Origin of the sequence: Pseudomonas sp. SWI7 (assembly GCF_006351945.1) — a bacterium.
GTDB classification, from domain to species: Bacteria; Pseudomonadota; Gammaproteobacteria; order Pseudomonadales; family Pseudomonadaceae; genus Aquipseudomonas; species Aquipseudomonas fulva.
In genome coordinates this window covers 3,241,370-3,255,131 of the sequence record NZ_CP040930.1, presented here as the reverse complement: position 1 = coordinate 3,255,131, position 13,762 = coordinate 3,241,370, and the positions used below count along the sequence as shown (strand labels likewise).

Sequence of the window (13,762 nt, the reverse complement as noted above, 5' to 3'; positions counted from 1 at the left end):
CTCCTGAAGTAACCGGTTGTGCGACCCCGGTAGCTCACCGGTGTACGCATGATTAAACGTGCACTTGCTCAACGACCGAGGTACACCTCGACCACACGATCATCGGCCTGCACCTGCTCAAGCGGCCCCTCAGCCAGCACCGAACCCTGGTGCAGCACCGTCACATGGTCGGCGATGCTGCCCACGAACCCCATGTCATGCTCGACCACCATCAGCGAGTGCTTGCCTGCAAGCCCCTTGAACAGCTCGGCAGTGAAGGCGGTTTCGGCGTCGGTCATGCCGGCCACGGGTTCATCGAGCAACAGCAATTGGGGTTCCTGAACCAGCAGCATGGCAATTTCCAGAAATTGCTTCTGGCCGTGGGACAGCAGCCCGGCCTGGCGCGAGGCCAGCCCGTTCAGGCGCACGGTGGTCAGGACTTCGTCGATCCTGTCGCGTTGCTCGCCGCTCAAGCGCGACCTCAGGCTCGCCCACACCGACTTGTCGGTCTTGAGCGCCAGCTCGAGGTTTTCGTACAGGCTCAACGCCTCGAACACCGTGGGTTTCTGGAACTTGCGGCCGATACCCGCCTGGGCAATCTGGTATTCGCTCATGCGCGTCAGGTCGAGCGTGTCGCCAAAGTAGGCACTGCCTGCGCTGGGCCGTGTCTTGCCGGTGATCACGTCCATCATCGTGGTCTTGCCGGCGCCGTTCGGGCCGATGATGCAGCGCAGCTCGCCCACGCCGATATACAGCGTCAGCGCATTGAGCGCCTTGAACCCATCGAAACTGACGCTTACCTCTTCAAGGCTCAGCACGGTGCCGTGCCGCGCGTCCAGGCCAGGTACCCGGGCATGGCCCAGGCCTATGGCGTCGCGGCCGATACCCTGCGGGTCGAAGGCAGGTTCGAGCATGAACTCCGGGTGTACCGGGGGCAGGCCTCTCATGGCTGGCTCCTTTTGTTCCACAGGCCGACCAGGCCCTTGGGCAAGTACAGGGTCACGAGGATGAACAGCGCGCCGAGGAAAAACAGCCAGAATTCCGGGAAAGCCACGGTGAACCAGCTCTTCATGCCGTTGATCAGCCCTGCGCCCAGCAGGGGACCGATCAGGGTGCCGCGCCCGCCCAGCGCCACCCAGACAGCGGCCTCGATGGAGTTGGTGGGCGACATCTCGCTAGGGTTGATGATGCCGACCTGTGGCACGTACAACGCGCCTGCCAGGCCACACAGCATGGCACTGAGCACCCATACCAGCAGCTTGAAACCACGCGGGTCGTAGCCACAGAACATCAACCGGTTCTCGGCATCGCGAACGGCTGTCAACAAGCGCCCGAACTTGCTGCGCGTCAGCCGCCAGCACAGGTACAGGCTTGCGACCAGCAGTGCGACGGTGAGCAGGAACAGCACCGCGCGGGTCCCGGGTGCGGCGATGTCGAAGCCCAGCAGGGTGCGAAAGCTGGTGAAACCGTTGTTGCCGCCAAAACCGGTCTCATTGCGAAAGAACAGCAACATCCCGGCAAAGGTCAGGCCCTGGGTCATGATCGAGAAGTACACACCCTTGATCCGCGAGCGGAAGGCAAACCAGCCGAACACCAGGGCCAGCATGCCAGGCGCCAGCACCGCCAGGCACAAGGCCCAGGCAAAGTGCTGGGTCCCTGCCCAGTACCAGGGCAGCTCGCTCCAGGACAGGAACGTCATGAAACCCGGCAGCCCGTCCCCGGCGGCCTGGCGCATCAAGTACATCCCCATGGCATAGCCGCCCAGGGCAAAGAACAGGCCATGGCCAAGCGACAACAGCCCCGCATAGCCCCAGACCAGGTCAAGGGCCAGGGCCACGATGGCGTAACAGAGGATCTTGCCCACCAGTGTGAGCACATAGGCCGACACATGCAGGGCATGATCGGCGGGCAGCAGTGACAACAGCGGCAAGGCGAGCAGCAGGGTCAGGGCGGCGATACCCAGCGCCAGCGACAGGCGAGGGCCGGCTTTGTGCGCGGCGGTGACAAGCAGTGGCTGGTTCATCAGTCGATCACCCGTCCCTTGAGGGCAAACAGGCCTTGCGGGCGCTTCTGGATGAACAGAATGACCAGCGCAAGGATGAGGATCTTGCCGAGCACCGCACCGATCTGCGGCTCCAGCAGTTTGTTGGCGATGCCCAGCCCGAACGCCGCCCAGAGGCTTCCGGCCAGTTGGCCGACACCCCCAAGCACCACCACCAGGAATGAATCGATGATGTAGCTTTGCCCCAGGTCCGGCCCCACGTTGCCGACCTGGCTCAAGGCCACGCCGCCCAGGCCTGCGATGCCCGAGCCCAGGCCGAAAGCGAGCATGTCCACACGCCCGGTGGACACGCCGCAGCAGGCCGCCATGTTGCGGTTCTGGGTGACGGCGCGCACGTTCAGGCCCAGACGCGTGCGGTTGAGCAGCAGCCAGGTCAGCAGCACCACGGCCAGGGCGAAGGCGATGATCACCAGGCGGTTGTAGGGCAGGATCAGGTTGGGCAGGACCTGGATGCCACCCGACAACCAGGCCGGGTTGCTGACCTCGACGTTCTGTGCGCCGAACAGCAACCGCACAGCCTGGATCAGGATCAGGCTGATGCCCCAAGTGGCCAGCAGGGTTTCCAGGGGCCGGCCGTACAGGTGGCGGATCACCGTGCGCTCCAGCGCCATGCCGACACCGGCACTGACGGCGAACGCCACGGGCAGGGCGATCAGTGGGTAAAACTCCAGGGCGCCCGGGGCGTAGCGCTGCACCACGACCTGCACCATGTAGGTGCTGTAGGCGCCGAGCATCAGCATCTCGCCGTGCGCCATGTTGATCACCCCCAAAAGGCCGAACGTGATCGCCAGCCCCAGCGCCGCCAACAGCAGGATCGACCCCAGCGACAGGCCACTGAAGGCCTGGCCGAGCACTTCACCGACCAGCAGCTTGCGCTTGACCTGGGCCAGGCTGGTTTCGGCGGCGGTACGCACCGTGGGGTCCGTTTCCATCTCTGGTTGCAACAGCGCCTCCAGGCGGGTGCGGGCCGTTGGGTCACCGGTTTCTCCCAACAGGCGCACGGCCGCCAGGCGCACCGACGGGTCGCTGGCACCGAGCTGCAGGTTGGCCAACGCCAGGCCCAAGGCTGCCCGCACGGCCGCATCCGGCTCGCTGGCGTAGCGCCGGTCGAGCAAGGCGACCTGGGCCGGTTGTGCACTCTTTTGCAACTGCCTGGCGGCAGCCAGCCGGGTGGCGCTGTCGTCACTGAGTAACCGGTGGCTGGCCAGGGCATTGTCGATCAGCCCGCGCAGGCGGTTGTTCAGGCGCACCTTGCGGTTGTCGTCCTTGGCAATGCGGCCGGCCTGCAGGTTTTCCAACAGCGCCAGCCGGCCCGGCTCGGGTTGGGCGGCCCAGGTATCGAGCAGGCGCGCCTGCTCGGCGGGCTTGGCGGCGAGGAAAAACTCGCCCTCGCTGGCTTGGGCTGCCATGGGCAGCAGCAGTAGCAGGGTAAGCAGGAATCTGAGCATGAGGCTCTCCTGTAAATCAGCGCTTACGCGCAGGCGTACCCGAACGCCGGGCCGCCTACGGGCGGGCTGCAAAGCAGCCTTGGGCCTCAGTTACCTTTCACGGCGTAATCAGGGCGCTTGTCGTTGCCTGGGATGAAGGGGCTCCAGGGTTGTGCCCGCAGCGGTTGCTCGGTCTCCCACACCACGCTGAACTGCCCATCGTCCTGGATCTCGCCGATCATCACGGGCTTGTGCAGGTGGTGATTGGTCTTGTCCATGGTCAGGGTGTAGCCCGAAGGGGCCTTGAAGGTCTGCCCGGCCAGCGCTTCGCGCACCTTGTCCACATCGGTGGATTTGGCTTTTTCCGCCGCCTGCGCCCACATGTGAATGCCCACATAGGTGGCTTCCATCGGATCGTTAGTTACCGCCTTGTCGGCGCCAGGCAGGCCTTTGGCCTTGGCATACGCCTTCCAATCAGCGACGAACTTCTGGTTGACCGGGTTATCCACCGACTCGAAGTAGTTCCAGGCGGCCAAATGACCCACCAACGGCTTGGTGTCGATGCCCCGCAGCTCTTCTTCCCCCACCGAGAACGCCACGACCGGCACATCGGTCGCTTTCAGGCCCTGGTTGGCCAGCTCTTTGTAGAAAGGCACGTTGGAGTCGCCGTTGACCGTGGAAATTACCGCCGTCTTAGCCCCGGCCGAGAACTTCTTGATGTTGGCGACGATGGTCTGGTAGTCGGCGTGGCCGAACGGCGTGTAGACCTCCTCGATGTCCTTGTCGGCCACGCCCTTGCTGTGCAGGAACGCACGCAGAATCTTGTTGGTGGTGCGCGGGTAGACGTAGTCGGTGCCCAGCAGGAAGAAACGCTTGGCGCCGCCGCCATCCTCGCTCATCAGGTATTCCACCGCCGGAATCGCTTGCTGGTTGGGCGCAGCGCCGGTGTAGAACACGTTCGGCGACATCTCTTCGCCCTCGTATTGCACCGGGTAGAACAGCAGACCATTGAGCTCCTCGAATACCGGCAACACCGATTTGCGCGACACCGACGTCCAGCAACCGAACACCACCGCGACCTTGTCCTGGGTCAGCAACTGGCGGCTTTTTTCGGCGAACAGCGGCCAGTTGGACGCCGGGTCCACCACCACCGGCTCCAGCATCTTGCCGTTCACCCCACCTTTGGCGTTGATCTCATCGATGGTCATCAAGGCCATGTCCTTGAGCGACGTCTCGGAGATGGCCATGGTCCCGGACAGCGAATGCAGGATGCCGACCTTGATGGTCTCGGCGGCCTGGAGGCTCCAGCTAAGGCCCATCGCCGCCATCGAGGCGCTGAGGGTGAAGGCCTTGATCAGACTGCGTCGCTTCATGTGCTCTCTCCGCTGAGTTGTTGTGGTGTGGGCAGAAGGGCGATTGCAAAGGCTGTGCCGTGGTGCGCAAGGCTGCGGTCTAGAAGGGTTGTGCTTCTATGCAGGGCTTGGATAGGGGCCAGATTGGTGCTTGCGCGACTGGCCTGCACAGGATTGGGTCCAGGGCGGTGAACAGTTTTGACACATAAGCGGTACTTGAGTACCGTTCGGCACCGCAGTAGATTCTGCGACCGGGATTGGCGTCCCGTTTTACAGAGAGATCGAGCATTGACGCTCCTTGCGACTTTGCTCTGCATGGCTGCACCCGTCATGGGCGGAGCCGTGTGTGGGAGCCTTCGGGCTCACCGGTTCTCTCTGCCGGCACGCCAACCCGCACGGCTCCGTCCACCCATATTGGCGTATGGGCTCGGAGCGTCATAAAGAGAGAGCTGCAAGGAGATGCACCATGCTCAAGAAGATCGTTCCAGATCCACCCCGCACATCGCGTTCCGTGACCGCCAGTGCCGATTTCGGCACCTGCAATCAGGCTCATGATCCAATACTGTCGGTTCAGGCTGGAATCGATAGCGAGGATGCACTTGTGTGCGCCGTTGCCGCGCTGAAAGCGGCTTATGAAACCAATGCCGCAGCACTGGAAAGGGTGGGAGAGCCGCTTCGTAGTCTACTGACCGCGACGGAAAACTCGCTAGAGAAAGGCTTGGCCCTGGCCGAGGCAGTGCTCAAGGGGTTGGAGCAAGGCTGAAGCGGCCTGGCTGTTGTGCGCCCATTCGCCAGTTCTGCCTGAGAATGGGCTGCACAGTTTCCTCATCAGTTGCTCGACGACCCACGTACGGCAGTACGCGGCTGGCGCCGGCTACGCACGAACTGGTAGGTCACCGCCAGGATCACAAACCAGATCGGCGTCACCAGCAGCGCCGAGCGGGTGTCGGCTTCCAGGCTCAGCAGCACCAGGATGCCGGCGAAGAACGCCAGGCACACGTAGCACATCAAGCGCCCGCCAGGCATCTTGTAAATCGACTGCTCGTGCAGCGCTGCGCGGTGCTTGCGGTAGCTCAGGTACGACAGCAGGATCAACGTCCAGACGAACATGAACAGCACCGCCGACACCGTGGTGACCAGGGTGAAGGCTTCGATCACGTTCGGGACCAGGTAGATCAGCACCGCGCCGAGCAACAGGCACAGGCAGGAGAAGTACAAGCCGTTGGCCGGCACGGCGCGACGGGACAGTTTCTCGAACGCTTTGGGCGCATCGCCTTCCTGGGCCAGGCCGAACAGCATGCGGCTGGTGGAGAACACCCCGCTGTTGGCAGACGAGGCCGCCGAGGTCAGCACCACGAAATTGATGATGCTCGCCGCCGCTGGCAGCCCTGCCAGCACGAACAGCTCCACGAACGGGCTCTTGCCCGGAACCACGTCGCGCCATGGGGTCACGGCCATGATCGCGATCAGTGCCAGTACATAGAACACGATGATGCGGATCGGGATCGAGTTGATCGCCCTGGGCAGCGTGCGCTCCGGGTTCTTGGCTTCGGCCGCTGTGGTGCCGACCAGCTCGATGCCCACGAAGGCGAACACCGCGATCTGGAACCCGGCGAAGAAGCCCATCACGCCATGGGGGAACATGCCGCCGTCATTCCACAGGTTGGCCAGTTGAGCCGTGCGCCCGCTGGGGGAGGTGAAACCGGTGATGACCATGTACAGACCGGTGGCGACCAGGCCCAGAATGGCGATGATCTTGATCAGGGCAAACCAGAACTCCATTTCGCCGAACAGCTTGACCGTGACCAGGTTCAGCGACAGCAGCACGGCCACGCAGGTGAGCGCCGGTATCCACTGAGGCAGGTCGGGGAACCAGAACTGGGTATAGGCCGCAATGGCCACCACGTCGGCAATGCCAGTGACTACCCAGCAGAACCAGTAGGTCCAGCCGGTGAAGTAGCCCGCCCAGGGACCGAGCAGGTCGGCGGAGAAGTCGATGAACGACTTGTAGTTCAAGTTCGACAGCAGCAGTTCGCCCATTGCACGCATGACGAAGAACAGCATGAAACCGATGATCATGTAGACGAAGATGATCGACGGCCCAGCCAGGCTGATGGTCTTGCCCGAGCCCATGAACAGGCCGGTGCCGATGGCACCGCCAATGGCGATGAGCTGGATGTGTCGGTTGGTGAGGTTGCGTTGCAGGTGTTGATCGTCGGATGGAGTCGGCGCAGTTTGCGTCATAGGCTGCATTCCCTTGTAGAGGTCAGTCGCGTTGGCTGACGTAGCCGGCTAGGCTATCACGCACTGCAAAGGTGCGGGCGTGACAGATCGACACCATATCGTGAGTGCAGGGCGCTTTAGAAATGATCAGGGTCAAGCGTCGGCGCTTTGGACAATAAAGCTGCACCGACCGGCAGGGCCGTGAAACGCTCGGCGGGCCTTTCGGCTCGCCTGAGGTTCCACGACAGCCGCCTACCGTGCCCTATGCCTGCGCCGCCAACCTGGCGCGCCGTACCATCAGGTTGTCGAGTACCCACATCAGCACCATCGACACCCCCACCAAGGGGAAGACGAGCCCCAATGCCAGCATCACTACCACGGCCGTCTTCCAGCGCGGCAGGTCGTGGCGCAACGGGGGGACGCCCAGGCCGCCTTCGGGCCTGCGCTTCCACCACATCACCAAGCCACTGACCGACCCCAGCAGAATCATCAGGCACACCAGCGCAATGACGATCTGGTTCAGCGGGCCGAACATCTTGCCCTCGTGCAGCATGACCCCCAGTTCCGTGGCGCGGGCCACAGGGCTGTAGTCCTGCCAGCGCACATCGGCCAGCACCTTGCCGGTGTACTGGTCCACATGCAGGGTGGCATCGTTGCGTGGATCGTCGGCGAACACCGCAACGGTGAATACGCCGTCGGCCGTGGTAGGCAAGGTAATGCTGTAGCCCGGCTCCACCTGCCGCGCCGTGGCGATGTCCTCGACCTGTTGCACGCCCACGTTCGGTGCTGCCGGTTGGCTGGACAGGGTGTGATGCCCGGCGTGCTCGGCATGGGCGCCGGACTGGGGCATCGGCGTGTTCTCCACGGCCCAGGGCACGGTCTGGCGGTGAGCATGGTTGAGCTCGCGTGCCTGCTGGTCCGACTTCGGCACATCGTTCCACATCGCTACCGGAAAGCGGTTCCACAGGTCGGCATATTGCTTGCCCCAGAACCCGGTCCAGGTCATGCCGCTGAGCAGCATCAACAACAGCAGCGCCGAGCCCCAGAACCCACTGACCGCATGCAGGTCGCGCCAGAACAGCCGGCCTCGGGCGGCCAGGCGCGGCCACAGAACGCCTGCGCCCAGGCGCCCGCGTGGCCACCACAGGTACAGGCCCGAAACCACCAGCACGATGCCCCAGCCTGCGGCCAGTTCCACCAGGCGATCACCCAGGGTGCCCACCATCAACTCGCCGTGCAGGGCGCGGGCGATGGCTTGCAGGTTGCGCTTGCCGTCCTGCTCGCCGAGGATCTTGCCGCTGTACGGGTCGACGAACACATTCAGCTCGCGCCCGCCGTCGTGCACCACGAACTGCGCACTGCGCTGCGCGTTCAGCGGCGGCAGGTACTGGCCCACATGGCCTTCGGGGTACGCCGTGCGCACCTCGGCCAGCATCACATCGGCCCCTTGGCGATGATGGCCGGCCTCGACCACCATCAGGTCGCGGTACAGCCACGGATCGAGCTGCGGCTTGAACAGGTACACGAGCCCGGTAAGTGCCAGCAGGATCATGAAGGGGGCCACGAACAGCCCTGCATAGAAATGCCAACGCCAGGCCAGGTTGTAGAATGAAACGCGTGTTCCTCTCATGGGAACCTCCAGGTAAACGCACAGGGCGCGGTCACTGCCGCGCCCGCGGTGGATGTCAGAAGCTGAAATCGACTTTGGTCCAGACGGTCCGGCCGGGCTCGTTGACCGGTTGAGGGTCGCTGGCCGGGTAGCCGAAACCGGCGTTGCCTGCCAGGTTCAGGTGTTCGGCGTAGGTCTTGTCGAACAGATTGTCGACCCCGGCGCTGAGTTTCAGATTTTTACTGACCTTGTACGCGCCGTTGAGCGAGAACACCCCAAACCCTGCACTGGCGTCATAGTCCTTGCCGACCACATTGCCCTGGTTGAAGGCGATGCGGTTCTGCGCCGCGACCAGCCGCCAGAGCGCACCTGCACTCCATGCATCGCGGCTGTACGTCAGGCCCAGGCGGCTTTCCAGGGGCGGCATCTGGGGCAGCGCCTTGCCGTCGCTGCTGTTCTTGCCCCAGGCGTAGGCCAGCGTGGCATCGGCCTTCCAGGTATCGCTCAGCGAGTAGGCCGCACCCACCTCGCCACCCATGATGCGGGCGTCGATGTTCTGCGCCTTTGAAGCCCCCATGCCCATCATGCCGGTGCGGTAGTCGAACAAAATGTAGTCGCGGATCTGACCGACATAGCCCGAAGCCCAGGCTTCCAGCCGTTCGCTACGGTACTGGACACCAAAGTCGAGCTGGGTCGTTTTCTCGGGCTTGATGCCGTCGAAGGCATTGACCGACCCGGTGGGCGCCGTCTTCGGCGAAAACAGCTCCCAGTAGTCCGGGAAGCGCTGGGCGTGCCCAAGGCCAATGTAGGCCGTTGCCGGCAGGGCTGCCATGTCGTGTTCATAGCGCACGAAGCCGCTGGGCAGCGTGTCGGCGCGGGTGTCGTTGCGGGTCGGACTGGCCTGACGCAGATCCCGCGCAGACGCGCGGTCCAGGCGGGCACCGGTGATGACCCGGTCGTCGCCGCTGAGCGACCAGGTCAGCTCGCCGAACACGCCGTAATTGTGGAAATCGGCATCCTTGGTCCAGGCCTGGCCTTTGTGCGCGTCTACGCCCATGCCGCCGCGCTGGCGATGCGCGTTGGTCTGCGCGTCGATACCGCTGATCAACTGCACATCGGCCCAGCGCCAGGTCGCCTTGATGCGTGCGCCCATCGTGCGGCGGTCGACGTTGCTGACCATTGGCATGCCCATCATGCCGCTGCCAGAGGGTGTACGCAGGCTGTAGTTGTCCATTACATGGTCGGCATAGTTGTAATAAGCCTGGGCCTCGATCTTGTCGAGCACCTCACCCAGGTTGGACTTTTCAAAGCGCAGGCCCAGGCTTTCACGCTTGAACTGCGAACCGTCCATGCCCCGACCGGCATAGCGCGCCTCCCCATCGCCCTTGCCTGCGGTGAGTTCGAGCAATGTATCGGCATCGGGCGTCCAGCCCAAGGCGACATCGCCGTTCCACTTTTCCCAGCGCGACGGTACCGAATCGCCAGCCCCGTCGTGGTAGTCATCAGCGCGCGACTGATTGCCGACGAAACGGGCATAGGCCTGGCTGTTGCCGGCAGCAGCGTCCAGCACCTTGTCGAAGCGGCCATTGGAGCCGGTGAGCAGGCTGGCATTGACGCGGCTGCCCAGGGTGCCGAATGCCTCGGGATCACGCTCGAACAGGACAGTGCCTGCCGAGCCGCCCGGCCCCCAGATCACGCTCTGTGGGCCCTTGATCACGGTCAGTCGGTCGTAGGTTTCCGGGGCGATGTACGAGGTTGGGGCATCCATGCGGTTAGGGCAGGCGCCCAGCATCAGCCCGCCATTGGTGAGGATGTTCAGCCGCGAGCCGAACATGCCGCGCAGTACTGGGTCGCCGTTGGTGCCTCCGGCACGAATGGCCGAAAAACCGGGGATGGTTTTCAGGTAATCGGCACCGTCACTGGCCGGCACGGGCTGGCGAGGGTCCTTGGGGTTGGTGACCACGGTCAGTGGCGAACTGGGGGCGATGGCGGTGATCACCGTAGGGCCGAGTTCAGGTGCATCGGATGAATGGGCAAGGTGCCCAGGGTCTGCCGCCAGTGCGACAGGCGTCAACAACGAGCCACACAGGGCGGCGATGGTCCCGCGCAGGGACAAAAGAGGGGTGCAGCCGGACATAAGGATTCCAGTCGATCAGTCGTGAGAAGACGCGAAGCGATCAGGCTTCGCGCGCAAACGGGTCAAACACTGATCGATGCAGGCGGCGCGCGGCTGCGGGCGCCGGGGAAGACGGCCTGCCTGGCATGCCCGTGGCGCGTGGCAGGCTGAAGGTGGACTTGAGGCAGGGCGGCTGCCAGGCTGAGCGGGCTGAGCGCCTGGGGCAATGCAGGGCAGTTGAACAACAGGCTGCAATAGCCGCACTTCTCCCACATCACATGAAGCTGGCCGTCCTGGCTCGGGCCGTGATGAGCGTCGCCATGCTGATGAGCAGCCGGCATCGGCATGTCCATCGGCATGGGCATGCCGCCGCCGTGGTGATCCATGGGCATCGACTGGGAAACCAGCGGCCCGATGAAAATCATCCACATGGCGAACAGGCTCAGCCATCCGCCACCGGCGCGCCTGCGATCAGGGCGGGTGGTACGGGGCTGGCGGTGTGGCAGCGAGCGCATCACGCCCTGTCAGCGCCAATCAGTGCTGATGGGCCTGCGGCTGGCCGGTCGGCGGCGCTTTCTGCACCGCCACTTGCACGGTGACGGGGCCAGCTTTCTCGAAGCGAAGGGTCAGCGGGAAACGCTGGCCATCGGTCAGCAGGCTGCGATCCTTGGGCTGCATGAGCATCACATGGTAAGCGCTGGGCGCGAACACCAGATCCTTGCCTGCAGGCACTACTACGTTTGGCACTTGCTGCATGCGCATGGCACCGGCCGCGCTCATGGCGTGCGCATGCAACTGGGTGTCATCGCTGATAGGGGACTCGGCGCTCAGCAGGCGGTCATCGGTGTTGCCATTGTTGTGCACCACGAAATACGCGGCGACGTTGGGGGCATTGGGCGGCAGCTGCAAAGACCAGGGATGAGCGATATGCAGGTCGCCCACGGTGTATTCGTGAGCATGGGCGAAGACGGCGGGCAGCAGGAGGGCGGCCACGGCAAGGGCGTGCTTGAGCATGATGGATGTCCCGATGAAATGAGGTTCAGGCAGACAGCGAGAAACACTCAGGCAAGCGGGGAGGCACGGGGATTGAGCGCGGGCCGGAGCTGGCGCGGCGTAGGCGTGGGTGGCGCATCCAACGACAGTGGGCCGGCAAGACGCACAGGCGGGGCATGCAGTTGTAACGCTTGGCCGCCTGATGCGAGCGGCGGCGCAGCACCCAGGCAGCACCAGCAGTGCATCGTGCTGGCGCTGTCATCGCTTTGCGGACCCAGGTCGATCTTGGCCAGGGCCTGCACATCGACCTTGGCTTTGTTGGCCATGCTGGAACAGAACGCCCCCCACAGCAGTTGCTCTGCCGGGCCTTTGGGCGCAGCAGAGGACAACGGCATGGCCAGCAGGTTGAACAGCACCGCTAGGCAGGCTATCCAGGCGATGTGCCGACGTGGGGGCATGGAGAGATCCGGTCAGGAATCGTGGCGACTATTGTACGGCCGAGTATAAGCAAATTTGGCGGGGTGCGGTGACGTGACGCAGGTGGCGTGCATGGCGGCTGGCTTCGCGATGCTCTGGCACCGCGAAGCCGTTCAGGTTCAGGCCTTGTGGCGGCCCATCAGGCCGCGTACGGTTTCCTGCAGGTCGGCCGGCAGTACCACCACCTTGGCGTTAGTGCTGCTCGCCAGGTTTTCCATGGCGCCAACGTAGCGCTCACCGAGCAGGTACATGGCCGGGACGGTTTCGTTGCCGACCGCTTCGGTGACCAGCGAGATGGCCCGCGCCGAAGCTTCGGCCAGGCTGATCTGCGCCTCGGCATCCAGCCGGGCGGCTTGCAGGCGCGCTTCGGCTTCGAGTACTGCCGCCTGCTTGGCGCCTTCGGCACGGGTGACGTCGGCCTTGCGCTCACGCTCGGCGGCCGCCTGGCGCTCCATGGCCAGTTGCATGTTCTGGGACGGCTTGATGTCCTGGATTTCTACCGAGCGTACGGTTACGCCCCAGTCCTCGGTCTGCTCGGACATGGCCTCGCGCAGGCGCGCTTTGATCTGTTCGCGGCTGGAGAGGGCTTCGTCCAGGTCCATGGCGCCGACGATGGCGCGCAGGGATGTCATGGTCAGGCTGGTGACGGCAAAGGCATAGTTCTGCACGCCATAAGACGCCTTCTGCGGGTCGATGACCTTGGCGAAGCACAGGGCGTTGGCGACGATGACGGCGTTGTCGCGGGTGATAATCTCCTGTTCCTGCACGTCGAGGATGATGTCCTTGGTCGGCAGGCGATAGGCGACTACGTCCATGTAGGGGATGACGACGTTGAGGCCAGGCTTGAGGGTGGTGTGGTAGCGGCCCAGGCGCTCGACGATCCATTCCTCGCCCTGGGGGACAATGCGCACCCCCTTGAACACGGTGATCAGTACGAACAGGGCGATGGCGCCGACGACGATGAGGCTGGTCATGATGACAAATTCCTTTTTTACGGATTCAGGCCCGCATGACGCGGGCGGTATTTCCTTCGACGGCGATCAGGCGTACCCGCTCGCCTGCCGGGATGGTGGTATCGGCAATGCAGGTCCACTCCTCGTTGCCCAATACGGGCTTCTGGAAGCGCACCCGGCCTTTCTGGAACTCGGACACACCTGTGGTCAGCAAGCCGACCTCGCCGATCACGCTGGCGGCGGTCCAGCGCTCATCGGGCTGCTTGCGGCGAAACACCTTGAACCACAGCAGGGTAGTCAGCGATGACAGCACGACCCAGAGCAGCCCTTGCATGGCCAGTTCCAGGCCTGGAAACGCCAGGGAAACCAAGGCCACCAGCACGGCGCCGATACCGAACCAGAGGATGAAGAACGTAGGCAAGACCAGCTCGAGCAACGTCAGCGCGATGCCGAACACCAACCAGATCCACCATTGCAATTCCATATCAGGCACGTCTTCCGAGGGGGGCGCCCGAGTTTAAGGCAGGACTGCGACACATGGCCACTTGCGGGCGCTCGGAAAAAGCCTAAG

At 63.8% G+C, this 13,762-nt stretch carries 13 protein-coding genes; 1 reads left to right on the top strand and 12 read right to left on the bottom strand.

Annotation, left to right across the window (positions count from 1 at the left end):
• Nucleotides 1-68: 68 nt before the first annotated feature.
• From urtD to urtA, 4 genes are all read right to left on the bottom strand, one after another.
• Nucleotides 69-926, bottom strand: a complete 858-nt coding sequence (gene urtD / locus FH041_RS14955) for an urea ABC transporter ATP-binding protein UrtD (RefSeq protein ID WP_140174803.1) — start codon at nt 924-926, stop codon at nt 69-71.
• The gene (gene urtC / locus FH041_RS14950; protein ID WP_140174801.1) at nt 923-2,002 is read right to left on the bottom strand and encodes an urea ABC transporter permease subunit UrtC; all 1,080 of its coding nucleotides are present in this window, start codon (nt 2,000-2,002) and stop codon (nt 923-925) included. Before urtC ends, urtD begins: the two co-directional genes overlap by 4 nt.
• A complete protein-coding gene (gene urtB / locus FH041_RS14945) occupies nt 2,002-3,489 on the bottom strand; it encodes an urea ABC transporter permease subunit UrtB (RefSeq protein WP_027915295.1) in 1,488 nt (495 codons plus the stop codon). The genes urtC and urtB overlap by 1 nt, the downstream gene beginning before the upstream one ends.
• An 86-nt stretch (nt 3,490-3,575) precedes the next feature.
• Nucleotides 3,576-4,841 carry an urea ABC transporter substrate-binding protein gene (urtA, locus tag FH041_RS14940; protein WP_027915294.1) on the bottom strand — a complete coding sequence of 422 codons (1,266 nt, stop codon included), beginning with the start codon at nt 4,839-4,841 and terminating at the stop codon, nt 3,576-3,578.
• Between the two features lie 445 nt (nt 4,842-5,286).
• Between urtA and FH041_RS14935 the strand changes: the two genes are divergently transcribed.
• The gene (locus FH041_RS14935; RefSeq protein WP_027915293.1) at nt 5,287-5,583 is read left to right on the top strand and encodes a hypothetical protein; all 297 of its coding nucleotides are present in this window, start codon (nt 5,287-5,289) and stop codon (nt 5,581-5,583) included.
• Nucleotides 5,584-5,648: 65 nt separating this feature from the next.
• Here FH041_RS14935 and cycA read toward each other — a convergent pair whose 3' ends face one another.
• The 8 genes from cycA to FH041_RS14895 all read right to left on the bottom strand — a co-directional run bounded on the left by cycA (nt 5,649) and on the right by FH041_RS14895 (nt 13,675).
• The gene (gene cycA / locus FH041_RS14930) at nt 5,649-7,064 is read right to left on the bottom strand and encodes a D-serine/D-alanine/glycine transporter (RefSeq protein WP_027915292.1); all 1,416 of its coding nucleotides are present in this window, start codon (nt 7,062-7,064) and stop codon (nt 5,649-5,651) included.
• A gap of 241 nt (nt 7,065-7,305) precedes the next feature.
• Nucleotides 7,306-8,673 (bottom strand): PepSY domain-containing protein, encoded by a 1,368-nt coding sequence (locus tag FH041_RS14925; RefSeq protein ID WP_027915291.1) that lies wholly within the window; start codon nt 8,671-8,673, stop codon nt 7,306-7,308.
• 55 nt (nt 8,674-8,728) lie between these two features.
• Nucleotides 8,729-10,789, bottom strand: a complete 2,061-nt coding sequence (locus tag FH041_RS14920) for a TonB-dependent copper receptor (RefSeq protein ID WP_132578033.1) — start codon at nt 10,787-10,789, stop codon at nt 8,729-8,731.
• 62 nt (nt 10,790-10,851) lie between these two features.
• Entirely contained in the window at nt 10,852-11,283 is a 432-nt protein-coding gene (locus FH041_RS14915) for a DUF2946 domain-containing protein (protein ID WP_140174799.1), read from the bottom strand.
• A gap of 19 nt (nt 11,284-11,302) precedes the next feature.
• Nucleotides 11,303-11,782, bottom strand: a complete 480-nt coding sequence (locus FH041_RS14910) for a copper chaperone PCu(A)C (protein ID WP_027915288.1) — start codon at nt 11,780-11,782, stop codon at nt 11,303-11,305.
• Nucleotides 11,783-11,829: 47 nt separating this feature from the next.
• Nucleotides 11,830-12,219: a DUF2946 domain-containing protein gene (locus FH041_RS14905; RefSeq protein ID WP_027915287.1), complete on the bottom strand. Its 390-nt coding sequence runs from the start codon at nt 12,217-12,219 to the stop codon at nt 11,830-11,832.
• A 138-nt stretch (nt 12,220-12,357) separates the two neighbouring features.
• Complete coding sequence (locus FH041_RS14900; protein ID WP_027915286.1) at nt 12,358-13,212, bottom strand: SPFH domain-containing protein; 855 nt, start codon at nt 13,210-13,212, stop codon at nt 12,358-12,360.
• A gap of 25 nt (nt 13,213-13,237) precedes the next feature.
• The gene (locus tag FH041_RS14895; protein ID WP_027915285.1) at nt 13,238-13,675 is read right to left on the bottom strand and encodes an NfeD family protein; all 438 of its coding nucleotides are present in this window, start codon (nt 13,673-13,675) and stop codon (nt 13,238-13,240) included.
• Between the last annotated feature and the right edge of the window lie 87 nt (nt 13,676-13,762).

Coding starts and splice junctions, on each gene's coding strand:
- urtD (WP_140174803.1), bottom strand. CDS start 926: ATGAGAGGCCTGCCCCCGGTACACCCGGAGTTCATGCTCGAACCTGCC.
- urtC (WP_140174801.1), bottom strand. CDS start 2,002: ATGAACCAGCCACTGCTTGTCACCGCCGCGCACAAAGCCGGCCCTCGC.
- urtB (WP_027915295.1), bottom strand. CDS start 3,489: ATGCTCAGATTCCTGCTTACCCTGCTACTGCTGCTGCCCATGGCAGCC.
- urtA (WP_027915294.1), bottom strand. CDS start 4,841: ATGAAGCGACGCAGTCTGATCAAGGCCTTCACCCTCAGCGCCTCGATG.
- FH041_RS14935 (WP_027915293.1), top strand. CDS start 5,287: ATGCTCAAGAAGATCGTTCCAGATCCACCCCGCACATCGCGTTCCGTG.
- cycA (WP_027915292.1), bottom strand. CDS start 7,064: ATGACGCAAACTGCGCCGACTCCATCCGACGATCAACACCTGCAACGC.
- FH041_RS14925 (WP_027915291.1), bottom strand. CDS start 8,673: ATGAGAGGAACACGCGTTTCATTCTACAACCTGGCCTGGCGTTGGCAT.
- FH041_RS14920 (WP_132578033.1), bottom strand. CDS start 10,789: ATGTCCGGCTGCACCCCTCTTTTGTCCCTGCGCGGGACCATCGCCGCC.
- FH041_RS14915 (WP_140174799.1), bottom strand. CDS start 11,283: ATGCGCTCGCTGCCACACCGCCAGCCCCGTACCACCCGCCCTGATCGC.
- FH041_RS14910 (WP_027915288.1), bottom strand. CDS start 11,782: ATGCTCAAGCACGCCCTTGCCGTGGCCGCCCTCCTGCTGCCCGCCGTC.
- FH041_RS14905 (WP_027915287.1), bottom strand. CDS start 12,219: ATGCCCCCACGTCGGCACATCGCCTGGATAGCCTGCCTAGCGGTGCTG.
- FH041_RS14900 (WP_027915286.1), bottom strand. CDS start 13,212: ATGACCAGCCTCATCGTCGTCGGCGCCATCGCCCTGTTCGTACTGATC.
- FH041_RS14895 (WP_027915285.1), bottom strand. CDS start 13,675: ATGGAATTGCAATGGTGGATCTGGTTGGTGTTCGGCATCGCGCTGACG.